General features: G+C 71.2%; 7 protein-coding genes. All 7 read right to left on the minus strand.

The genetic code is table 11. From position 1 onward, the window contains the following. Positions 1 to 90: 90 nt before the first annotated feature. Positions 91 to 8,556 carry a beta-ketoacyl synthase N-terminal-like domain-containing protein gene (locus ACEN9Q_RS13620; RefSeq protein ID WP_495628831.1) on the minus strand — a complete coding sequence of 2,822 codons (8,466 nt, stop codon included), beginning with the start codon at positions 8,554 to 8,556 and terminating at the stop codon, positions 91 to 93. 9 nt (positions 8,557 to 8,565) lie between these two features. Further along, the gene (locus tag ACEN9Q_RS13625; RefSeq protein WP_495628832.1) at positions 8,566 to 9,819 is read right to left on the minus strand and encodes a hypothetical protein; all 1,254 of its coding nucleotides are present in this window, start codon (positions 9,817 to 9,819) and stop codon (positions 8,566 to 8,568) included. Between the two features lie 32 nt (positions 9,820 to 9,851). Then, entirely contained in the window at positions 9,852 to 10,517 is a 666-nt protein-coding gene (locus ACEN9Q_RS13630; RefSeq protein WP_495628833.1) for a DUF2306 domain-containing protein, read from the minus strand. Between the two features lie 22 nt (positions 10,518 to 10,539). Continuing rightward, positions 10,540 to 21,585: an SDR family NAD(P)-dependent oxidoreductase gene (locus ACEN9Q_RS13635; RefSeq protein ID WP_495628834.1), complete on the minus strand. Its 11,046-nt coding sequence runs from the start codon at positions 21,583 to 21,585 to the stop codon at positions 10,540 to 10,542. Positions 21,586 to 21,648: 63 nt separating this feature from the next. Further along, positions 21,649 to 22,392 carry an SRPBCC family protein gene (locus ACEN9Q_RS13640; RefSeq protein ID WP_495628835.1) on the minus strand — a complete coding sequence of 248 codons (744 nt, stop codon included), beginning with the start codon at positions 22,390 to 22,392 and terminating at the stop codon, positions 21,649 to 21,651. 34 nt (positions 22,393 to 22,426) lie between these two features. After that, the gene (locus tag ACEN9Q_RS13645; protein ID WP_495628836.1) at positions 22,427 to 23,128 is read right to left on the minus strand and encodes an SRPBCC family protein; all 702 of its coding nucleotides are present in this window, start codon (positions 23,126 to 23,128) and stop codon (positions 22,427 to 22,429) included. A 35-nt stretch (positions 23,129 to 23,163) separates the two neighbouring features. Further along, positions 23,164 to 24,462, minus strand: a complete 1,299-nt coding sequence (locus ACEN9Q_RS13650) for an FAD-dependent oxidoreductase (protein ID WP_495628837.1) — start codon at positions 24,460 to 24,462, stop codon at positions 23,164 to 23,166. Position 24,463: the final 1 nt, after the last annotated feature.

Genomic DNA, 24,463 nt, shown 5'->3' on the forward strand with positions numbered 1-24,463 from the left:
TACACGAACATGTAGTTTCCTGGACGGCGATGCGGACACGGGTCCGGGCCGTGCTTCGAAAAGCGTGCCCGGACTGGAGGTGGGGATGGTTCAGTGCAGCGTGATCTGCACCGGCGCACGCGCGGCCGGTGCCGCGGCACCAGGGCCTTTCGGATCGTCCAGCACGATCGCCGGACGGCCCGCGACCGGCGGCGCGGCCGGCACGTCGGCGCCCGTGCGGACGGCGTCGAACGCCAGGCCGCGCGCCTGGACGAGCACCTCGCCCTGCGCGTCGCACAGGTCGATGTCGAGCCGGATGACGTCATGCCGCGCGCCGTCCGCATGGCGCACCCACGCAAACGCGGCGCGCGCGGCATCCGGTCCGATGCAGAGCAGGTCCAGCGCGAACGGGAGCGCGGGGTGCACGGGACGGCGATCCGCGCGTTCGGTGAGCCGCCGCGCGGCGTCGAACAGTGCGTCCGCCGGCGTCGCGGCGCCGGTGAGCGGACCGACGGGCACGAGCAATCCGCCGTCCGCCTCCTGTGCCGCGCGGCGCTGGAGGCGCCCGATATCGATGCGCTCCGCGGCGGCCGGCGCGAACCTGGCCTGTCCCTGGCAATGCACGATCTCGTCGCCGGCGTCGAGCCCCAGGCTGTAGACCTCGAACTTCACCACGCCGTCGCCCTGCCGCATCAGCGCGATGTCGAGCTGCCTGTCGCCCGCCACCAGCGGCCGGCCCCACGCCAGGTACTCCAGCCGCAGCGGCCCGCCATCCGCGGCGGCGGGGGTGGCATCCGTCATCGCGAAACGGATCATCTCGAGACACGCGGCGGCAGGCAGCACCTTGCGGCCCGCCTGCTCGACCAGGCAGCCGGCATGCGCGTCGACGGTGCAGCTGTAGCCGGGCTGTCCCGGCGCCGCCGTATTGCGCCGCAGTTGCGGGTAGCCCGCCGGCGCCGCGGCCGCACGCTTCGGCACGGCGCCGGGGTTGGCCCAGCACCGCTTCTTCGCAAACGGATAAGTCGGCAGGGCCATGCGCACGGGCTGCGCCGCGCCGTGCAGCTGGCGCCATTCCAGGTCCAGGCCGCGCACCCACAGCTGCGCCAACTGCGCCAGGTCGTCGCGCGCCACGCAGTCGCGCACCAGAGCGTCCATCCCGCCCTGCTGCGCCAGCAGGACGACGCCGTCCGCGCTGCGTTCGACCTTGCCGTGGTACGCATGCGCGGCGGCCTGCGCGCCCGTGAGCCAGGCGTCGAGCGCCGCCGCCACCTCGGCGACCGAGCCGGCCACCAGGCACAGACGCTCGTCCATCGCATCGCGGCCCGCGAGCAAGGTGGCGGCCAGCGCGGCCAGGTCCGGCGCCTGCGTGCCGGCGCGGAGAAACGCGAGCAGGTCCTGCGCCCGTTGGCGCAGCTGTTCGCCGGTCCGCGCCGACAGCGGGATGAGGTGGGTGCCCGCGCCGCCCACAACCGGCGTGCGGGCCCGCGGCACATACTCCTCGACCACCAGATGGGCATTGGTGCCGCTGAATCCGAACGAACTGACCGTCGCGCGGCGCGGCGCGCCGCCGGCCGCGTCCCATGCGCGCGCCTGCTTCGACACGTAGAACGGTGAATCGTCGAAATCGAACAGGGCGTTCTCCTTCGCCACGTGCAGGGTCGGCACCAGCGTGCGATGCCGCATGCCGAGCAAGACCTTGTGCAGGCTGGCGACGCCCGCCGCGCCCGACGTGTGGCCGATATTGCTCTTCACCGATCCCAGCGCGCAGAACCGCTTCCTGTCCGTCTTCTCCTTGAACACCGTGGCCAGCGCCTCGAGCTCGATCGGGTCGCCGAGCCGGGTCCCGGTGCCGTGGGCCTCCACGTAGCCGATGGTCGCCGGGTCGATGCCGCAGCGCGCGTACAGGTCGCGCTCCAGTTCGATCTGGCTGTTCACGCTCGGCGCCGTGATGCCGTTGGTCTTGCCGTCCTGGTTGATGGCCGACCCCGCGATGACGCCGTAGATCACGTCGTGATCGCGCTCGGCATCCTCCAGGCGCTTGAGCACGACCGCGCCCACGCCCTCGCCGGGCACGAAGCCGTCGGCCGAATTGTCGAAGGTCTTGCAGCGGCCTTCCGGCGACAGCATGCCCGCCTTGCACATCCCCATATAGGTTTCGGGACGCAGCCAGACGCTCACGCCGCCGGCCAGCGCCATGTCGGTCTCGTGGTTCAGCAGGCCCTGGCAGGCCAGGTGGATCGCCACCAGCGACGCCGAACACGCGGTGTCGATCGAAATCGCCGGCCCTTTCAGGTTGAGGAAGTACGCGATGCGGGCGGCGCCGATCGCCGGGTTGTTGCCGGTGATGTCCACCGATGTGGACACCAGGTCCGCGTATTCGGTGCCGATGTTCCCCACGTAGACGCCGCACTTCGTGTTGCTCAGTGCCTTGCCCGAATAGCCCGCGTGCTCGAACGCGCGATAGCCCTCCTGCAGGAACAGGCGGTGTTGCGGGTCCATGTTCTCGGCTTCCGCCGGGGACACGCGGAAGAACAGCGGATCGAAGCAGTCGATGTCGTCGAGCACGCCCATCCATTTGCAGTAGATCTTGCCGTCCTTTTTCGGGTCCGGGTCGTAGTATTGGTTCACGTCCCAGCGCGCCGGCGGAATCTCGGTGACGGAATTCTTCCCCTGGACGAGGTTCTGCCAGAACTGGTCGAGGTCCTGCGCCTGCGGGTAGCGGCCCGACATGCCGACCACCGCGATCCTGCCGCCAGACCCGGCACACGGGCGCGGCGCCGGTTGCGCGGCGCGTGCGGCCCGCGCCAGCACCGGGAACGCAGCGGGCGCGATGGCGGCCGCCGGCGCGGGCGCGCTCGCGACCGGGGCGGCTTCGGGCGGCGCCGCCGCCTGCTGCGCCAGGAACGCGGCCAGCGCGGCGATGTTCGGGTAGTCGTACAGCCGGGTCGCGGGGAGCTTGATGCCGTAGGTCTTGTTGATCTCGTTGATCCACTCGACGCCGACGATGGAATCCAGGCCCAGTTCGATGAACGGCCTGTCGACCTGGATCTCGGATTCCGGCAGGTACAGCGCACCCGCCAGGCTGGCCTTCAGCGCCTGCTGGAGCGTGGACTGGAGCGGCTTGTCGGCGCTTGCCGGCACCGGCGCCGCGGGTTGCGTGGCGGGTGCGGCCGGCGTGGCCGGTGCTATCCCGCCGTGCAGGTATGCCGCCAGCTCGGCCAGGTTCGGGTAGTCGTACAGGCGCGCGGCCGGCAGCTTGATGTCGTAAGCCTTGTTCAGCGCATTCACCCATTCGACGCCGACGATCGAGTCCAGGCCCAGTTCGATGAACGGCTTGTCGACGCGGATGTCCGCGACGTCCAGGAACAACGCGTCCGCGAGGCTCTGCTTGAGCGCCTGCAGCAGCCGCGCTTCGCTGATCGCCGGCTGCGGCGCCGGCGCTGCCGGCTGGACGGCCCGGCCTGCGAGCACGCGCAGCGCCAGGCCGGCGATGTCGACGCACAGGTTGCCGCGCTCGTCGGCCACTTCGATATCGAACAGCGCGGCGTCCCCCGCATGCGGGCGGACGCGCGCCGTGGCCGCGCCCACGCACGGCCCCGCGATGCGCACCCGCCGCGCGCCCGCGAGCAGCCACGCGTGGGCGGCCGGCCCGCCGTGCTCCCGATCCATCCACGCCGCCAGGACGGTTTCGACGACCAGCGGATGCAGCACGAAGCCCTCGCCGCCCGGCGCGGGCAGCGCGACGCGCATGCCGCCCGCGACGGCATCCGGCCCAGCGGCGCCCCCGACCATCGCCCGTCCCCGGCAATGGACGGTTTCCGCCACACCGTCCTGGCTATAGATCTCGACGTCGATCGCGCCGTCCGCCTCCGCGCACAGGGCAACCGTCAGCTCCCGGCCCGCGCCGGGGACGAAAGGTTGGCCCCATGCGAGGTCGTGCACGTCGATGGTGGCGGCGGGTCCGGCGCCGGACGCCTGCACAACGGCCGCGCGGATCATTTCCAGGCAGGCGGAACCGGACACGGCGTTCGCGCCGTCCGGCAGCGTCGTGACGAAGGCCTCGTCGCCACGGAACACACTGCCGTAGCCGACCTGGCGCAGGTTCGAGGTATTCCGGTGCAGCAGCGGGTGGATCGCCGCCGCCGGTGCGCCGGCGGCGGGCTTCGTCTCCGCGCCGGAGCGGGCGCCGTCGATCCAGTAGCGCATCTTCGCGAACGGATAGGCCGGCAGCGGGATGCGCCGCGGCGTGGTGCTGCCGTAGAGACGCTGCCAGCCGAAGTCGAGGCCCTTGATCCACAGGTCGAGCAGTTTCGCGAGCTGGCGCTGGCCGACCAGCCGGTCGACGATGGTCTCGCGCATGTCGGCATCGCGCCGCAGGAGGCTGGTGGCTTCCCGGCCCTCGCTCGCGCGGCCGTGCAGGATGCCGTCGCCGGCGCCGCCGGCGAGCCAGGCCTGGAGCTGTGCGGCCAGCTCGTCGAGCGACGCGGCCAGGATGCCGAGCCGCTCGTCCATCGCATCCCGGCCGGCTTGCAGCGTGTACGCGACGTCGAGCGGATCGAGGGCGCGGCCGTGCCGCCCGATGAAGTCCAGCAGGTTGGCGGCCTGCTGCCGCAGCTGCTCGGCCGTCCGCGCGGACAAGGGAAAGATGACCTTGCCGTTGTCCGTGACGACGGCGGGCGCCGGCCGCGCGGCGGCGGCCGTGTATTCGCCGATGACGAGGTGCGCGTTGGTGCCGCCGAAACCGAAACCGCTGACGGCCGCCTGGCGTGGCGCGGCCGCGCCGGGTTCCCAGGCACGCAGGCGGTCGTTCACGTAGAACGGGCTGCCCGCCAGGTCGATGTGCTCGTTGCGCTGCTCGTAGTTGATCGTCGGCGGCAGCTGCTTGTGGCGCAGCGCCAGCACGACCTTGATGACGCTCGCCACGCCGGCCGCGGTGAAGCAGTGGCCGATGTTGCTCTTCACCGAACCCAGTGCGCAGTAGTCCGTCTTGTCGGTGTATTTGCCGAACGACGCCTTCAGCGCGTCGACTTCGATCGGGTCGCCCAGCCGGGTGCCGGTGCCGTGGGCCTCGACCATCTGGATGGCGGCGGGGTCGATCCCGAACTTGTCGTAGACCTCCTGCTGCAGCCGCGTCTGCGCATCCGGATTCGGCGCGGTGATCCCGTTGGTCTTGCCGTCCTGGTTCACGCCCCAGCCGTGGATCACGGCCAGGATGTTGTCGCCGTCGCGCTCCGCGTCGGACAGGCGCTTGAGCAGCACGGCGCCCACGCCCTCGGCCGGCGCGAAGCCGTTGGCGCGCCGGTCGAAGGTGAAGCACCTGCCGTCGCGCGACAGCATGCCGGTCTGCGCCATCTTGATGTGCAGCTCGGGCCCGCTCATCACGCCCACGCCGCCGGCCAGCGCCAGGTCGCTGCCGCCCGAGACCAGGCTGTCGCAGGCGGTCGCGATGGCGACCAGCGACGACGAGCACGCGGTCTCGATCGACAGGCACGGCCCCTGCAGATTGAGGAAATAGGACACGCGCGCGGCGAGGATGGCCGTGTCGCCGCCGGTGAAGCCGAGGGCGCTCGTCTGCAGGTCGCGCGACAGCAGGTGGTAGTCGCCCGGTCCGCAGCCGACGAACACGCCGCACCGGCTGCCCGACAGCGCGCGCGGATCGTAGCCGGCGTGTTCGATCGCATGCCAGGCGGTTTGCAGATACACGCGCTGCTGCGGGTCCATGCTCAGCGCTTCCCTGGGCGAGATGTCGAAGAACTGCGGATCGAACAGGTCGTATTCGTCGAGATGGCCCATCCAGCGCGAGTTGGTCTTGCCGGGCGCCGGATCGCCTGCCTGGTAATACGCGTCGATGTCCCAGCGGCCCGGCGGAATCTCGCCGACGCAGTTGCGGCCGTGCGCGATGTTGTCCCAGTACTGGTCGAGGTTTCGCGCCTGCGGGAACATGCCCGCCATGCCGATCACGGCCACCGGCTCGCGCGCGGTGCGCGTGCCGGCGCCGGGGCGCGAAGGCTTGCGGTCGCGCCACGACATGAGCCTGGGCCGGGCCTGCGGCGGCGGCAGCGCATGGACAGGCGCCTGGGGCGCGGGCGCCGCCACCGGCACGACCGCCGGCTGTGGCGCCGCGACCTGCGGCGCCGGCGCATCCGTCGCCGCGACGGCCTCGCCAACGTAGGCCGCAAGCTGGTTCACCGTCGGATGGCTGTAGACCTTGGTCGCCTGGATCGACGTCTTGTACGTCTCGTTGATCCGGCGCATCCAGGTGACGCCGGTGATCGAATCGAGGCCGAGGTCGACGAACGCGGTGTCCGGGTCGATGTCCTTGGCCTGCATGTGCAGCTCCTGCGCCAGCAACTGCCGGATGGTGGCGCCGATGTCGGCGGGGGCGTGGGTGGGCTGTGGAATATCCATGGGATTGAAGTTCGCTTGGATCTGTTGGAGCGTGCCGGCGTGGCCGACGAAGGTCTGCTCGTGCATGGCAATCTCTTGCGCGGTATTGCGCTCCATGCGTTCCGCGATGGCGCGGTTCAGGCAGCGCTTGAGCGCGACCAGGCTGGCGCGCGGATGGGCGGCCACCTTGCGCGCCAGCGCCATGGCGGCATCGAAGACGGCGGCGCGCGGGTGGACGGGCAGGCGCAGGCCGCGTGCCTTCAATTCGCTGCCCGAGCTTTCGCGCGCCGTGAACAGGCTTTCGAGACCGATGTCGCGCCCCAGCTTGTCCGGCACGATGAGCGTCGCGCCGGCGCCGGGCGTGAAGCCGTAGCCCATGTACGGGTTCAGGTATTTGCTTTCTTCCGAGAGCAGCACGAAGTCGGCGAACAGGCCGAGCGACAGGCCGCCGCCGATGCCATGCCCCTGCAGCGCGGCGATGACCGGGATCTCGCAGGCCAGCGCCAGCAGGTAAGTCTGCTGGTCGGTGAACCTGGCGCTGCCCTCCTGGATCGCCTGCAGCGCCTCGCGCGTGCCGCCGGAGGCGAAGTAGCGGTCGTGGCCGACCAGCACCACGGCCTTGTAGTCCGGGTTCCGGCCGATATGCCGGAACACGTCGTCCATGCCGCGCACGAACTCGGGGGAGAACAGGTTTTTCGCGTCGCGGTCTTCCATGCGCACGACCACGATGCCGTCGTCGTCGACCGTGGCGCGGATCACCGCGGAGCCGGCCGGCAGCGGGCCGGCCTGCAACCGACTGGCCTGCATGTCCGGCGCACACGCCGCCGGTGCGTCGTCGCCGGCAGCGTGGATCAGGCGCCGCAGCAGCACGGTCCCCGGCGGCCACGCGGCCCAGCGGCCGGCCAGTGCGACCGCCTGCGCCAGGACCTCGTCCCGCGCGGCGACCGGCATCGGGCCGATGTGGCGCGCCAGTTCGGCGCCGCCGTAGCAGCCGCCCGCCATGGCGATGTCGCGGCCGGCCTGGTCGCCGAACCGGGCGGACAGGACGCGGGCCGCCAGCGCGGCCCAGCCGGCATCCCGCGGCAGGCCGGATACGCCATGGCTGTCCTCCCGCGCGCACACCGCGCCGTCGCAGAACTGGCTGACCAGCCATGCCTTGCCGCCAGCGCCGGCGCGCGGCACCGCGACGACGGGCAGCGCCGATTCGCGCAGCATCGCGTGGAAGCGCAGTGCCGCTTCGACGGTAAGTCCGGTGCCGGGCGCCGGGAGAAAATCGTCGCATGCGCTGTCCAGGACGAGCGCGCGCGCCGCGAAGCGCCCGGTTGCGGCGCCGTCGTTGAGCTGTCCGAACAGCGCGCCCAGTTCGTCCAGCACGGCCTGCCCGTCCGCATCGGGATCGACGCTGACGTGCAGCACATCCGCGGCCGGCATGGCGAGCCGCAGGTGCCGGACCGGGAACACGATCTCCGCGCGGCCGCGATCGGGCGTTTCCGCCGGCGTCGGCACCGGCACCGCGCCAAGCGCATCGGCCAGCGCGCGCAAAGGCTGGGCAAGATGCCGTTTGAGCAGCCGCAGGCTGTCGCGGGACTTGTCGGCCAGCCGCTGCGCCAGTTCGTGCGCATGCGACTCGACCTCGTCCTGCGGCAGGAACGCGCAGGTCCAGCCCTGCGCCTGGAGCTGCGCGCCGGTCGCGCCGGTGTCGCAATACAGGAAGTCGGTCGCGCAGGCGCGGCCGAACCGCGCGCTGAACAGGCTGTCCTCGGCAGGACCGGGATACAGGCCCGCTTCGGGTTGCGTGTAGCGGTACACGGCGTCGCGGTTGCAGACCATGAAGTCGCACAGCGCGCCGGCCAGCAGGCCCGGGCCGCCGGCGGCACCGGCCATGGCCGCGATCACCGGGACGGGAAACGCGGCGATGGCCGCGAACAGCCCTTCGGCGACCGCGTCGTTGACGTGGTCCCTGCCGCCATCCAGGAACGCTTGCGCGCTGCCTTCGAGGACCAGCACCCTGGCGGTGCCGGCGCGCTCGATCTCGCCCATGGCGCCGGCCAGCGCGGCGGCGAGGCGTCGGGTCAGGACGTTGGCGCCATCGGCGGCGCCGATGCGGATCGCGCAGACGCCGTTGCCGCGGTCGTGGACGGTGACCGCGGGCGCGGCGCCGTGCGTGGGAGACAGGTCGATCGGTGTCATGGCGGGACTCTACGGTTCAAGAGACGCGGGCTGCTCGGAAATCGACTCGCGCGACTTCACCGCGAGGTATTTCTCGTACAGGTCGATGTATTGGCGGAACCGCGGGTTGTCCCATTTGAAGCCGGTGAGCCGTTCGTCCAGCTCCGCCGAGTTCTGCTGCTCCTTGGTGAAGACGCGCGCGCGGCGCAGCAGCTCTTCCGGCACGCCCGGCTGGTCCAGCTTCAGGCCCAGGCTGTACGGCTCGAGCTTGCCGAAGTGGTGGGTGGAATGCTGGTTGATCAGCTGGACGCTGGTCGGCACGTGCGGATAGACGCCGGGGATGAACTGGTGGCCGTCGATGTCGACCTTGACGTCGAAGCAGTGGATCAGGAACGTGGTCACCGGGTTGTAGAAGATGCCCGGTCCGCCCATCGTGTGACGCAGCACGCCTTCCAGGTAGCCGTTGCCGGACACGCCGATCAAGCCGCTCGGGATGGCGTCGTGATGGGGGCCGTGCAGGTACAGGAATTCGAGTTCCGAGTGGTGCGCGAGCCAGTGGTCGCGGTAGAACCACAGGTTGACCACCTTGAGGAAGCGCGAGTGGATGTAGAACCCGAGCGGCACCGTCAGCGGCAGCAGGACGAGCGAGAAGTTGAAGTACCTGATGGCCAGATACCAGGGCGCGAGCAGCAGGATGTGCGTCAGCAGGCCGGTGCAATAGGCGTGGACGATCTCGATGGCGATGCTCGGCTGCCGCGCCAGCGCCGCCTTCCAGCTGGTCTCCATCAGGAACGCGCGCACATGCGCCTTCTCGCGCAGGTGGGCCACGAGGATCGCGCTGCGGTAGACCGTCAGCACGGCGAGGTGCGTGTAGAACAGGCCGAAGGCGATGCGGCGCATCAGCGCCGTGTGGTGCGGCAGGCCGGGCGTACGCCAGATCACGTAGTTCTCGACGAGCAGCGCGGCCGCGGCGACGATCCAGGGCAGCCGCATGTTCCGCAGCTTGTAGACGACCATGTAGAGCGCGTCCTGCGGCCGCCGCGCGATCTTCGGCACGGCCAGTTCCCAGCCGTGCCGGACCCGGAACGCCCAGACCATCCAGGCGCACAGGCCGAGCGTGATCCAGGCCAGCGGATGGCGCGGGCCGAAGGCGCAGGCGGCGACGAGCCAGACCAGCGCGGTCATCAGGAGATAGTCCGGGAAGTCGTCGCCGCGGTACACGAGGCGCGACGTCCTGGTCCCATACAGTTTGTGGAATGTGGCCGGGTCGGCTTCATTGTTCATGTCGTTTTCTCTTTCGTGGACGCTGGTTGCGGTTACCGGATGCGTTGCGATTCGGGGACGGCTGTGCGCCGTGCGACGGGCGCGCCGTGGCGGCGGATGATCCATTCGGCGAGCGCGAGGTTGATCGCCCAGCCCGCGCCCAGCAGCAGCGCGCGGGCGAGCGTCCCCGGCTTGCCGCCCAACAGGAGCCACGGGATGTGCACCACCACCTGGGTGCCTGCGCCCATGCCGATCGCGTAGCCGCGGGTCATCCAGGCGCGGTGGCCGGCGACGTCGCGGCGCCGGATCGCCGTGAACCCGAGCACCATGCACGCCGCCATGGCGACACCGAACGCCAGCCGGAATGCGTCGAGCAGCGCGCCGTCGCCGTCGACGCGGGGAAAGAACACGGTCATCCACAGGCCCGAGAGCGCGGCCAGCAGGCCGAACGCCGTGAGCGCCCGTCCCGCCGCGCGGTGCCAGCCGGGCCGGCGGCGCCGGAAGGTCGCGACGAACTGGAACGCGCCCACGATGCCGAACGTGCTCGCGCACAGCAGGTGCAGCACCGTCGGCGCCGGCGCCGCCAGGAAGCGCGCGTTGTCCGCCGTGACCGCGGCCCCCGTGCCGAGTTCCAGCAGCCGCCGCACGCTGGCCGCGAACGGTATCGCGTTGAGGGCGAGCAGCGCGGCCGGCAGCAGCCAGTCAGCTTTGTTTTTCATCGAGGTTTCCTTCGCGCGGACATCAGTCCATGGCGAGCGAGATCTGCGGCGGCTGCGCCGGCGCGGCCGGCGTGAACCCGGCCGCGGCAGGTGCGGCCAGCACGATGCCGCCGTCCGCCGCGGCCGCTGCCGCGGGCGATACTGCCGCTGCCACGGGTGCGGGCGCGGACGCCGCGTCTGCATAGCCAAGGCCGCGCATCTGCACGCAGACCCTGCCCTCCCGGTCGCACAGGTCGACATCCACACTGGCGCTCGCGGGCCCGCCGGCGCGGCGCACCCACGCCGCCATCCCCGCGCCGCAGGCCCCCAGGATGCGCAGCGATTCGAGCGCCGCCGGCAGCACCGGCTCGATGCCCGGCCCGAGCAGCCCGGCTGCGGCCCGCAGCGCGGCGTCCAGCACGGCCGGATGCAGGACCAGGCCCGCGTGCGCCGCGTCCGGGTCGTCCGCGACGGCGGCAGGCAGCGCCAGCTCGGCCAGCAACTCACCCGCGCCGAGATGCAGGCCCGGCGACTGTTCGCGCATCCGCGCCTTCAGCCGCGCCAGGTCGACCGGCGCCGGTGCCGCCGCGGCGGCGAGCAGCGCCTGTCCCTGGCAATGGATGATCTCGTCCATGCCGGCACCCGCGCTGTAGATTTCGTAGCCCAGCCGGTCGTCATCCTGCGCGAACAAGGCGACGAACAGTTGCCGGCCCGGTTCGACCGTCATCGGCTCGGCCCAGGCGACATCGAACAATTCCATCGCCTGCTGCGCACGGATCGATTCCGGCACGGGCGTGCGCGCGTCGTCGACGGCGGCGCGCGCCATCTCGAGGTACACGAGCGGCGGCACCACGCGCACGGCGCCGAGCTGCGCCACGAAGAACTCGCTGCCGCCGACATCCGAGCGGTAGCGCTGCTGGCGGATGTCCGATACGTTGCGATGCAGGAGCGGATGCAGCACGTCCGGTTTGCACCGGCCGGCCGCGCCGGCCGGCACGCGCACGGCGTCGGTCCGCGCGCGCCAGTAGCGCTCCTGCGCGAACGGATAGACCGGCAGGCCGATGCGCCGTGGCCGGCCGCCCCGGTGGAGCGGGCTCCAGTCGACGGTGACGCCCGCGATCCAGGCCTGGGCGAGCGCCGCGGGGGTCTCGTCCGCCGCCGGACCGGCAGTCTCGTGGCCGCGCTTCACCCGCCCGCGCCACGCGCATCCGTTCCCGGCGTCGCCGCGCAGGCACGACTCGAGGCGCTCCTCCAGCTCCGCGGGCGACGCGGCCAGGACGGCCATGCGCTCTTCCATCGCCTCACGGCCCACCTGCAGCGTGTAGGCCAGCGCGGCGAGGTCGGGCCCGGCGCGCCGGACGAAGCCGAGCAGGTCGCGCGCCTTGTGGGCGAGCTGCTCCGCCGTGCGGGCGGACAGCGGGACGACGACCTGGCCCGGCGCCGGCGCCGGGGCCGGGGCGTGCGGCGCCACGTACTCCTGCACGACGAGGTGTGCGTTCGCGCCGCCCGCGCCGAACGACGAAATGCCGGCGATGCGCGGGACCTCCCGCCGCACGCCGCCGGCATCGCGGCGCGGCCGCTGCCAGTCCTGCAGGCTGCGCTGGAGTCGGAACGGCGTCTGCGCGAAGTCGATCTCGTGGTTGCTCACCTCCGCATGGAGCGACGGCGCCAGCTGCCGGTGCTTCAACTGCAGCAGCACCTTGGTCAGGGCGGCGATGCCGGCGGCCGACTCGCAGTGCCCGATGTTCGACTTGAGCGAGCCGATCGCGCAGAACTGCCGCTCGTGCGTGGCGCGCTCGAAGGCGCGCGCCAGGCCGGCGATCTCGATCGGGTCGCCCAGCGCGGTGCCGGTGCCGTGCGCCTCGATATAGCTGACGTCCGCCGCATCGACTCCCGCGCGCTCCAGCGCCTTGGCCACGACCGCGGCCTGGGCGACCGGATTGGGCACCGTGTAGCCGTTGGTCCGGCCGCCGGCGTTGACGGCGCTGGCCTTGATGACGCCGTAGATATGGTCGCCGTCCCGTTCCGCCTGCGCGAGCGGCTTGAGGATGACCGCGCCCACCCCTTCGGCATCGACGAAGCCGTCGGCGCCGGCGCCGAACGACTTGCACGCGCGTCCCTCCGACAGCATGGTGAGCGACGACAGTTCCAGGTAGTGGACCGGATCGATGATGAGGTTCACGCCGCCGGCGATCGCGCATTCGGACAGGCCGCTGTACAGGCTCTCGAGCGCCAGGTGGATCGCCGTCAGCGACGACGAACATGCGGTGTCGACCGCCATCGACGGGCCCTGGAAATTCAGCGCGAACGACACCCGGTTCGCGATCGAGTAGTACAGCGGCTGCGCGTTGTAGCGGGCATTCATCACGCCGGCGAACACGCCGACCTTGTCGACGGCGCCCAGCGTGTCGGGCGTGTAGCCGGCGTCTTCGATCGCGTGGTAGCAGGTTTCCAGGAACAGCCGCTCCTGCGGGTCCATCAGCTTGGCTTCCTTCGGCGAGATCCTGAAGAACAGCGGGTCGAAGCAATCGATGTCGCGCAGGAAGCCGCCCCAGCGTGTATAGGTCTTGCCGGGCCGGCCCTTCTCCGGATCGAACCAGTCGCGCCAGTCCCAGCGCTCGGCCGGGATCTCGGTCACGCAGTTGCGGCCGTCGGCCAGGTTGCGCCAGAACGCGTCGAGGTCGGGCGCCTGCGGATAGCGCCCGCTGACGCCGATGATCGCCACGTCGACGATGCCGCCCGCCGCCACGGGCTGCGCGGCCGCCGGCCGGGCCGTGCGGATCGGACCGATGCCGGCATGCGCGGCGGCCGTGGCGGGCGCCGGCGCAGGCGCGGCGCCGAACAGCGCATCCACGTGCTCGCGCTTGTGCGCCAGCAGGTGGTCGGCCAGGGCCGCGATGTTCCGCACCTCGAAGAACAGCGTGCTCGTGATGCCCGGGAAGGCCTTGCGCAGCTGGTTGGTCAGGCCGACGACCAGGATCGAATCGAGGCCGAAGTCGGTGAGCGGGCGGCCCGGCGCGACCTGCGCGGCGTCCATCTTCAGGGTCCTGGCGACGACGCCCTGCAGGTAGGCGACGCATTGCTCGCGCTGCGATGGGGGGGCGGGGGCGCCCCCCGTCGAGGCGGGCGCCGGCGCCGGCACCGGCGCCGCCACGGCCGCGGCGCCGGCAGCGGCGGGCGGCAAGGCCGCGATGGACTGCCGTACCTGCCCGTCGCTGCTGGCGGCGATGACCTGCTGGCCCAGTTCGTGCACGTCGGCGGCCAGGAACGCGACCGCCTCGAACCCTTCCTGCTCCAGCGCGGCCTGCCAGTTTTCCGGCGCCAGCGCGGGACTGCCCGCGAGGCGCAGCGCCTCGTCCTCGTACAGCCACCAGCCTTCCAGCAGGCCGAAGGTCAGGTGGCTGAACAGCGACCAGCCGCACATTTCGTTGATGAGCAGGACGCCGCTGCGCTTCAGCAGGGCCTTGGCGTTGCGCAGGGTCGCGCGGATGTCGCGGGTCGCGTGCAGCACGTTCGTGGCGAGCACGAAGTCGTAGCTGTCCGGCGCCGGCACCTGCCCCGCGAGCGGCTGCGACACGTCGAACAGCGCCGTGCGCAGGCCCGGAAGCCGCGGCCGGTAGTGTTCCTCGGCGTGCATCAGGAACGCCTTCGACAGGTCGGTATAGCAGTATTCGTCGATCGAGGCGGCAAAGCGTTCGAGGGCGGGGAGGATGCGCGCCGTCGTGCCGCCGGTGCCGGCGCCGATCTCCAGGATCCGGATGCGCGCGCCCTTGTCGGCCTGGAGCCGGCGCTCGATGCCGGCGCACAGCGCGGCGCCCAGCACGTCGTTGGCATGGTCGGCCAGCGCATGGCCCTTGTAGACGCCTTCCACCAGGGCCATCGACGAGTCGGGGAACATGACGTCGGTGGCGCGGCGGCGGCCCGTCAGGATGTCCGGCAGCGCGCGCAGGCAGGTCTCCAGCAACGCGACCTGCGCGCGCAGGTTCGGGTTGACCAGCCAGCCCCGCTTGCCGACCTCCCATGCGGCCCATGCCTCGTCGAGCGGCATGACGCGGCATGCATGCTCGCGCACGTACTGCGCGCTCGACGCGAGCCAGCGGCCGTCCACGCCCGTCACGGTCTGCGGGCCGAGGCTCGCCAGCGTGGACGCGAGGATGTCGGCGGCCAGCGCGCGCGTCCGCTCGCCCGGCAGGTCCTGCCGCAGTTGCGCGGCCGGACGCGCGGCGAACGCCGCCCGCACGGCGTGCGCCACCTGCGGCAACAGGGCCGCGTCATGCCCGGGGTAGCAGGCCACGGTCTCCGCCAGCGCGATGGTGTCGAGCACGTCCGGCGCGAGCGTCTTGACCACGGCCATCTGCGGCAATGCGGCGCCGACGAACCGCTGCAGCGCGTCCATCGCCTCGGGGGCCTCGATCGACGCGATCCCCATCTGCTCCATGCGCCGGTTGTAGAACGCGCCGCTGACCGCCCCGACGTTGCCCCAGTAGCCCCAGTTCATCACCTTGACCGGGTAAGGACGGCGCTGCGCGACGGCGCGCGCGAAGCTGTCCTTGAACGTGCAGCCGGCGGCATAATTCGATTGCCCGGCGCCGGTGGTGAACGAAATGAGCGACGAGAAGAACAGCATGCAGTCGAGGTCCAGGCCGCCGAAGACCTCGTCGAGATTCACGCTGACGTCCAGCTTGGCCGACAGGCTCGCCCGGAACGTCGATTCGTCCATCAGCGCGGCGCTCTGGTCCTGCAGGTCGATGGCCGAATGCACGACGCCGTGGATCGCCGGGCAGGCCTGCAGGATCCGGTCGCGCGCGGCGCGCAGCGCGTCCGGGTCCGCGGCGTCGGCGGACAGATAGACCGGCGCCGTCCCGCAGCGGCCGAGCGTTTCGATGGCCGCGCCAATCGCGGCGTCGAGCGGGCGGCGGCCGATCCATACCAGCCGTGCGTCGTAGTGCTCGATCATGAAGCGGCTCCACGCCTGGCCGATGCCGCCCGCGCCGCCGATCACCACATACACGCCGCGCTGGCGGTAAGGCGCCGGCGGCTGCGGCAGCGCGGCCACGCGCGCCAGGCCCTGCCGGAACCACTCCCCGCCGCGCCAGGCCAGCACGCCTCGCCGGTCGTCGCCTGCGCCGGCCCAGGCCAGGCACTGGCCGGCGGCAGGCAAGCCGCGGCCGTCGACATCGAGCACGCCGATGTCCCAGTCCGGGTATTCGTTCGCGAGGCTGCCCGCCAGGCCAATCACGCCCGCGTGGGCCGGCGCGATGCGGTCGCCCGGCGCGGCCGCCTGCGTGCCGCGCACCACGAGCGTCCAGCGCAGCTTCCTGTGCCCGTAGTCCAGCGCGAGCAAGGCCTTGGCGAGCCGGAAGACCGCCAGCACGCCGGCCTCCTGCGCCGCCGCGATGCCGTCCGCGCCGGGTTCCTCGGCGGGCGCGACCCACAGCAGGTGGTCGAACGATGCCTCGTCCAGCTGCGCGGCGAGCGTCTCGATGGCGGCATGCGCGGACAGGTCCAGCCGGCGCGCGTGGGGGTACGAGGCGCGCACCCAATCGAACGCGGCGTCGTCGCCGCCCGCTAGCAGCACCTTTGCCGTCGCGGCGGACGCCGGCGGCGTCACGCGGTTCCACACCGGCGCCAGGCCGTGCAACTGCGCCGGCGCGGCGGCCGCGCGCGGTACACCCTCCGCGTCCTGGATGCGCGACGTGAACCCGTGCATCTGAACGCAGATATTCCCGTTCCGGTCGACGAGGTCGACGTCGAACCTGACGACGCCGGGGCCGTCCGCCGCGCCGGGTGCGCGCCGCAGCCAGGCGAACATCGCGCCGCTGCATGGTGCGAAGACGCGCAGCGTGTCCAGCGCAAACGGCAGGAACGGCTGGCGCGACCGGCGAACCGCGTCGTCCATCAGGCCCATGGAGGCTTGCAGCGCGCCGTCCATCAGGCTCGGATGCAGGCAGTAGCTGCCCGCGTCATGCTCGACGACAGCGGGCAACCGGAGTTCGGCCAGCAGCTGGCCGCGACCGCGCCAGATCCGCTCGACCGCGCGGTGCGCGGCGCCGAAGTCCACGCCCATGCCGCGGAAGTCGTCGTAGATGCCCGCGCCCTCCTCGCCGCCTTCGTTCAGCGCGGCCTTCAGCGCTGCCAGGTCGATGCGAGCGCCTGGCGCGGCCGGCACGAACGCGGCCTGGCCCTGGCAATGCAGCACCTGCGCGCCGCCGCCGCGGACTTCGAATTCGATCTGCCCGTCCGCCTGCCCCGGATGCAGCGCGATGCCGACTTCGTGCGCGCCGCTCACCGCCAGCGGCTGCGGCCAGGCCGTGTCGCGCAGCTCCAGCACCATGCCTTGCGCCGGCTCGCCCGCGGCCAGCACCAGCGCGGCCCGTGCCATTTCGAGGTAGGCCACGGCCGGGAGAATCTTCTCGCCCCGCACCTGGTGGTCGCGCAGGAACGGCTCGTCGCCGCGGAAGACGGAACGGTAGCGCTGGCAGTTGAAGTCGGACGTGTTGGCGTGCACCAGCGGGTGCAGGACGGCGGCGCCGGCCGCGCGTGCGGGCGCGGTGTCGACGATGGCATCGACCCACAGCCGGTTCTTCTCGAACGGATAGGTGGGCAGCGCCATGCGCGCCGGGTGCGACGTCCCGTACAGCTTGGCCCAATCGATGTCGATGCCGCGCGCCCACAGTTCGGCGAGGTTGGCCAGCTTGCGGCGCGCGATCCATTTTTCCAGCGTTTCGCGGAAGTCCTCGTCGCCGCCGAACAGGTGCAGGCCGTCGCCGCCGTCCGTCGCCTGGCCCTCGTACAGCTCGACGATGCCCGTGCCGCCGTCGAGCCAGGCCTCGAGCTTTTGCGCCAGCTCGCCGGTCGAACCGGCCAGGATGGCAAGGCGCGACGCCATCGCTTCGCGCCCCACCTGCAGCGTGTAGGCCAGCGCGGCCAGGTCGGGCGGCTGGTCCGCGGCCTGGATGAAGCGCAGCAGGTCGCGCGCGCGCTGCCTGGTCTGGGCGGCGCTGCGCGCGGACAGCACGACGACGGCCTTGCCGTCGCCCGGCGCGGCGGCGGCCGCGTCGACGGCCTGGTATTCCTGCACCAGCACATGCGCGTTCGCGCCGGCGGCGCCGAACGACGAGATGCCGGCCACGCGCCGGCCCGCCGCGGGCGCATCCCATGCGCCGAGGCGGGTATTGACGCGGAACGGGGTCTGCCCGAACGCGATGTTCGGGTTGAGCACGTCCGCGTGCAGGCTGGGCGCCACCTGCCGGTGCTTCATCTGCAGCAGCACCTTGGTCAGGCCGGCGATGCCGGCGGCGGCCTCCAGGTGGCCGATATTCGATTTGGCCGAGCCGATCCTGCATTCGCCCGGCGCACCGCCGTCCGCCGCGAAGGCCTGCTGCAGCCCGGCGATCTCGATCGGATCGCCGAGCTCCGTGCCGGTGCCGTGCGCCTCGATGTAGCCGATGTCCGCGGCCTTGATGCCGGCCTTGTCGATCGCCGCGCGGATCAGTTCCGCCTGCGACCTGGGACTCGGCACCGTGTAGCCGTTGGTCCTGCCGCCGTGGTTCACGTGCGTGGCCAGGATCACGCCGTGGATGGGGTCCTTGTCGGCGACCGCGCGCGACAAGGGCTTGAGCAGCACGGTTCCCACGCCCTCGCCCGGCACGAAGCCGTTGCTGCCGACGCCGAAGCTGCGGCAGGCGCCGTCGCGCGACAGCATCCGGTGCGACGACAGCCATTTGTACGTGTACGGATGCAGGTACAGGTTCACGCCGCCGGCGAACGCGACCTCGCATTCGCCGCGCCGGATATGCTCGCAGGCCTCGTGGATCGCAACGAGGGACGAGGAGCACATGGTATCGACCGGCATGCTCGGCCCGGTGACGTCGAGGAAGTACGACACGCGGTTGGCGGCGGAGCTGAACGAGGTATAGGGCAGGAACGGCTCGCCCGCATGCGGCGCATGCATCGCGTACAGGTTGTAGCCCGGCTTGGTGATGCCCGCGAAGACACCCACGCGCCGGCCGTACCTGTGTTTCAGGTCGGCGCGGGTATGGCCGGCGTCCTCCAGCGCACGCCAGCACTCCTGCAGGAACAGGCGCTCCTGCGGGTCCATGTTCATGGCCTCGCGCGGCGAGATGTTGAAGAACAGCGGATCGAAATCGGCGAACTGCTCGATGAAGCCGCCCCACTTGCTGTAGCTCTTGCCCTGCTCGACCGCGCGTTCCACGTCGGGCTCGTAGAACCCGTCGAGCGCCCAGCGGTCGGCGGGTATCTCGCCGATGCAGTCGCGCCCGGCCTGCAGGTTGGCCCAGAACTGATCCAGGTCGGCCGCCTGCGGGTAGACGCCGCTGATGCCGATGATCGCGATCGGTTCCTGCGCGCCGGCGGCGGGCGCAGGCGCCGGCGCCGGGACGGCCTGCGCCAGGCTGGCCGCGGCCGGCGCGGCGGGCTCCTGCGCCGCCATGCCCGTCCACGCGGCGCATTCGGCCGGATACGCCTTGACGAAATGGTCCGTGACCTCGGCCAGCGTCTTGAATTCGAAGAACAGGGTCTTGGCGATGTCGCCGAAGACCCGGGCCAGCGCGAGATTGAGGTTGCCGATGATGATGGAGTCGATGCCGTACACCATCAGCTCTTCGTCGACGTCGATCTTCGCCGCGGCGCGCCGGGTCGTCTCGGCGAACAGCTGGCGCATCCGCTCGAGCGTCGCCTCCCTGAGCCGGCCCGCGTCGAGCGCCGGCTGCGCACGGCGCGCCGCGTGCACCCGCGCGGTCAGCGGCGCGGCCGCCGCCATCGCCCCGATCTTGTCGCTGTCGCCTTCCAGCACCATCGCCTGCCCGCACCTGGCCGCCAGGCTCTCGTGGAAGATGCGCAGGCCGGTCGCCGTCGACAGCGGCAACAGGCCGGTGGTGCGGTGCAGGCTCGCGAGGACGGCCGGGCCGACCGCCATCCCGCCGTCCTGCCACAGCGGCCAGTTCAGCGCGAGGGTCCGGCCGCGGCGCTCCTTGCCGTCCACCAGTCGGTTGCGGTGGGCGGCAAATTGGTCCATGAACCCGTTGGCCGCCGCATAGTCGGCCTGCCCCGCGTTGCCGAACACGCTGGCGGCGGACGAGAACAGCACGAACCAGTCGAGGCCCGCGTCCCGCGTGGCCTCGTCGAGGTTGAGCGTGCCGTGCACCTTCGGCGCCAGCACCTGCAGGAACTCGGCGGCACTCTTGTTCAGGACGAGGTTGTCGCGGGCCATGCCGGCGCAGTGCAGCACGCCGTTGAGCTGCCCGTATTCCGCCACGATGCCGGCCACGAGGCGCGCGACCTGCTCGTGGTCCTCGAGGTCCACCTCGCGATAGACCACCGCGGCGCCCTCCGGCCGGGCGGCCTGCCGCGCCAGTTGCGCGAGCCGCTGCGCCTTGTCGCCCGCCGGTGCCGCGCGGCCGGTGAGGATGACCCTGGCCCGCGGCGCGCGCGCGAGGATCTCGCGGGTGAACAGGACACCGAGTCCGCCGAGGCCTCCCGTGACCAGGTACACGCCGTCGTCCCGGAACGCGATGCACGGGTCCGGCGCGGCCGCGTCGCGGGCGACGGTCCGCCAGCGCAGCACGTGGCGCGCGCCGCGCACATACATGACCACCGCATTGTCGAGACGTTCGCGCTCGAAGCGCAGGCGCTCGGCCAGCGTGGCCGGCGCGCGGCCGTTGGTGAGGATCACCTGGCCGATGAACTGCGGGTTCTCGTCGGACGCGCTCTTGAGCAGTCCGGACAGGCCGGCCAGCAGCGCCGGTTCCGGATGGTTGGGCACGACGAGCTGCAGCAGGACCCGTTCGCGCGGGTGCGCGGCGAGGATGGCCTTCACCTTCTCGAAACAGGCCAGCGCATAGGCGGTATAGCGTTCGCCGATGCCGGACGGCGGCGCCTGCAGCAGGTGCGCGCAATCGGCGCCGCGCACCAGCGCCGCGAGGTGCTCGGCGCTGACGTCGGCCATCTCGCACAGCATCACGTGATGCTCGCCCACCGGCAGGGCCGGCGCGGTGCCGTTGCAGGTCGTCGCCGGCGCCGGCTCCCAGACGGGATTGACGAACAGGTGCGTGGGAGCGTCGCACGGCGCGGTGCGGGACATCGCGCCGGCGTCCTCCGCCGTCTCCTCGATCCAGTGGCGCTCGCGCGCGAACGGATAGGTCGGCACGCTGATCCGGCGGCCGGCGGCGCGCACGCTGCGCCAGTCGATGTCGCTGCCGGCCGCCCACAGCTCGCCCAGCTGCGCCCAGTCCGCGCGGGCGCAGGCATCGAGCACCCGCTGCTGTCCGGCCTCGGCCTGCGCCGCGCCCGGCCTGGCCGCGCCCGACCAGGTGCCGGCGGCGGCGTCCTGCACGAGCCAGCGCTGCAGCTTGTGCCGCAGGTCGTCCAGCCCGGACACGAGGATCGCGAGGCGCGCCTTCATCGGCGTGCGCGCCGCCTGCCAGGTGTGGATGGCGTCCGCCAGCGTGATCCCGGGCGGCGGCGCTTCCAGCCACTGCGCGACCCGGGCCGCGTAGGCCTCCAGGCGCTCCCGGTTGGCGGCGGACAGCACGAACAGGTGGTGCTCGGCGGCGTAGGACACCAGCGTGTCGGGCCCGGGATTGCCCACATCGTGCGTCCGGTAGCCGGGCACGGTGCGGACGACGCCGGCGCCGTGCGCCACGTGCCAGGCCAGGGCCGCCTCGTCGACGACGCCGACCACTTGCGTCACGTCCGGCGCGCGCCGGCAGGCGTCGAGCAGCGCGGCAAGGAGCGCGTCGGCGGCGCCGTCCGGTGCTTGCGGATCGGCATTCAGCGCCAGCACCTGCACCACCGTGCCCGCGGCCTTGTGCAACTGGTGCACGTCGGCCGCGCTGCGCCCCGCCAGCGCGTCCACGCCGGCGATGCGCTGGCTGTAGAGCACCCCCATCACCCGGCCGCCGTGTTCGACGACGAACTGTCCTTCCGGGCATTTTTTCAGGCGCGCGCGGATCTGCTGGCGCGAGGCCCGGCCGGGCTGCGCGCACAGCGCCTCCAGCTCGTACAGACGGGGCAGATCGTTATCGGTGGCCTGGCGCGCCACGTAATCGTTGTTGATCGAGACACTCATGCTTCTGTCCTTGCGAAACTGAGGGATGCGCCGGCGGCGCGCGTGCGGATTCAAAACGGGACGTCAGTTGCGGGCCAGCTTGCGGTCGTCGTGCAGTTCGGTGATGAACGCGGGCCTGCCGTTGCGGTACTTGTCCTTCTTGAGCATGGCGCGCATCTTCGCCGACTCGTCGTGCGCCACGCCCGGCATCACCAGGTTCTGCACGATGTAGGGCAGGCCCAGGTCCATTTCGGACAGCAGCTGCAGGTCGACGCCGCCGGAGGCCAGCGGCGTGAGCGTGAAGTTGTCGCTCAGGTGCACGACGCGTGGGATGCCCGGATCGGCGGCGCGCTTGTTCGGCGCCGCATAGACGTTGATGTTGACCTTCTTCGTGACCGGGTCCTGCACGTATTCGTTCACGATCATCACGTCCAGCTTGCCGAAGGGTTTCAGGTCCAGCTTGTAGGTGTCGTAGGCGTAGAACATCGGATCGGCCGTCACCTGCTCCAGCCGGTGGATATCGGACGCGCCCACGTCGTAGCCGGTATTCAGGTCGCTCATGTAATACACGATGTCGGACAGCTTCGAGTCCAGGTGCATCTCGACCTTGTATTTCAACAGGCTGTAGCCGGGCGTCTTCATGCTCGACACGCGGATGCCGTCGGTGTCGCTGACCAGCTTCCACCGGCTCGACCCCGAATCGACCCACGCGACGTGGGCCACGGCCAGGACGGCGACGATGCCCAGCACCCATTTGCCGCCACGCCTGGCCCGCCGGGCGAACCGGCCCTGTTCCCTGCCCTTGTCTTTTGCGCTTGCATCGTTCATTTCCGGTTTTCCCCTGTGAATGGGCCGCGGCGGCTTACAGTTCCTGCACCGAGACCAGGCTGACCTTCTGGTATTTGTCATTCAACACGAGCTTGCGCTGGTCGCGAATCCCCTGGAACATAAACTGCGGCATCGCCAGGTTCGCCAGCGGATAGAACAGGCCCATGTCCACGTCGCCCGTGACTTCCCACTGCACCATGCCATCCGGCAGGGGCGTCAGGCGGAACATATTGTTCAGGTGCGTGACGCGCGTGGTGCCGGGCGTCGGCGGAATCCTGCTGGGCGCCGCCTGCACGTTGATCAGCACCTCCTTCGTCTTCGGGTCCTGCGCGTAGTTCAGCAGGCACACCAGTTCCTTGGTGCCGAAGGGCGGCGGCATCGGCTGCTCGACCTTGAAGTAGGCGCGGTACACGGACGGCTTTTCGATGCGGTCGAAAATGCGGAAGTGCTTGCCGCCGAAGTCGTCGTTGGTCGACTCGTCGCCGCGGAACAGGAACACCGAACTCGCCAGGCTGGTTTTCACCCGCGTGGTGGCCCGGAACTTGAGCAGCGTGGCGCCGGGTTCCTTCAGGGTGAAGACCTGGACGCCGTCTTCGTCGCGGACCTGCTGCCATTGTCCGGAGCCGGAGGCCTTCCACGCAACATGGGCGATGCATCCGAGCGCGAGCAGCGCCAACGCGCCCGGCACGAACCATCTGCGTACTGCCCTGAACAGCTTTCCCAATATCGTTTTCATCGCTTTTCGTTCTCCTGATCGATTGGATTCGGGGCTCATGCCGTGACCTCGCCGGACGGCGCCGGCGCGGTTGCGGGCTGCGCCTGCAGCGACAGCGCCAGGTGGTTCGCCAGCCGCCTCGCGAGGCACACCAGCATGACCAGCGGCGTGATTCTCACGTCCGGCATCAGCGACTGGTCGCACACGTACAGGTCGGGGATGCGGGTCTGCAGATCGTGGTCGAGGTGTTCGCCGACCCAGAGGACGCCGCCGGGCGTGCCGGCCACATACCTGGAGCGGAAGATGCGGCGGGCTCCGGCGTTCTCCAGGATCTTGCGGGCGATGCCTTCGGCCGCCTTCAGCTTGTCCAGTTCCGCGGGCGCCAGGCGTTTGTGGTAGCTGCCGTCGGCGTCGATCCGCCCGCCCGGCGCATCGTTCAGCGCGACGGCGACCGACACCGTGCCGGCATGCGAGAACAGGCGCGTGAGCTTCAGGTTCGACAGCATGAAGAGCTTGAACAGGGACGCCGTCATCGCACCGTCGCCCAGGGTGACGCCGTTCCCCAGGTCGCATTCCGTCATCCCGAGGAAGGCGTCGCGGCCGGCCAGGCCCGGCACGCTGCCGAACATCATGAATGCGGGCTTGCAGAAGAAGCCGCGGCTGCCGACGTTGTCGATGCCGGCATCGATCAAGAGCCTGGGCGTGGCCGGGGAGCCCGCGCACAGCACGATCTTCTTGCCGTAGGCCTTGCGCACGGTCCCGCCCTGCCGGTATTCGACGCCGACCGCGCGCCCGTCCTCGACGATCACCTTGGCGACCTTTGCCCGGGCGGCCAGCACCGCGCCGTTGGCGACCGCCTCCTCGATGAACGCCGTGGCCTTCCACTTGGCCTCGTACGAATAGCGCCCGTCCGGGCACTTCGACGTATCGAGCAGCATCGGGTGCGTCTTCATCGGATAGCCCAGCGCGCGCGCGCTGTCGCGCACGGCGACCGACTGCGGCGGCAGGAATGCGTCCGAGACCTCGACGACCGGCAGCTCGCGGCGCACTTCGTCCAGCTCGCGCGCGAGGTCGATGCCCAGCTTGTCGAAGGTGTCGGCGGTGGGCAGCTTGCAGACGCCGAAGTAGATGCTGGTCGCGCCGCCGACGGTGTACGCCGTCGTCGCCTTCAGGCCCTCGGCCACGGGGAACTCCCGGGCGATCGCCGCGATGGCGGAAAGCGTTTCCGCCATGGGGCGGTCGGCCCCGCGTTCGAGCAGCAGCACCTTCAGGCTGCGCCGGCTCAGGTCCCGGGCCAGCGTGGCGCCGCTGGCGCCCGAGCCCACGACGATGACGTCGAATTCGTTGTTGTCCATG

The organism is Massilia sp. Masssp93, assembly GCF_059491295.1.

What these genes read in the sequence shown, in the direction of transcription:
- ACEN9Q_RS13630 (WP_495628833.1), bottom strand. Translation starts at nt 10,517, where the DNA reads ATGAAAAACAAAGCTGACTGGCTGCTGCCGGCCGCGCTGCTCGCCCTC.
- ACEN9Q_RS13635 (WP_495628834.1), bottom strand. Translation starts at nt 21,585, where the DNA reads ATGAGTGTCTCGATCAACAACGATTACGTGGCGCGCCAGGCCACCGAT.
- ACEN9Q_RS13625 (WP_495628832.1), bottom strand. Translation starts at nt 9,819, where the DNA reads ATGAACAATGAAGCCGACCCGGCCACATTCCACAAACTGTATGGGACC.
- ACEN9Q_RS13640 (WP_495628835.1), bottom strand. Translation starts at nt 22,392, where the DNA reads ATGAACGATGCAAGCGCAAAAGACAAGGGCAGGGAACAGGGCCGGTTC.
- ACEN9Q_RS13645 (WP_495628836.1), bottom strand. Translation starts at nt 23,128, where the DNA reads ATGAAAACGATATTGGGAAAGCTGTTCAGGGCAGTACGCAGATGGTTC.
- ACEN9Q_RS13620 (WP_495628831.1), bottom strand. Translation starts at nt 8,556, where the DNA reads ATGACACCGATCGACCTGTCTCCCACGCACGGCGCCGCGCCCGCGGTC.
- ACEN9Q_RS13650 (WP_495628837.1), bottom strand. Translation starts at nt 24,462, where the DNA reads ATGGACAACAACGAATTCGACGTCATCGTCGTGGGCTCGGGCGCCAGC.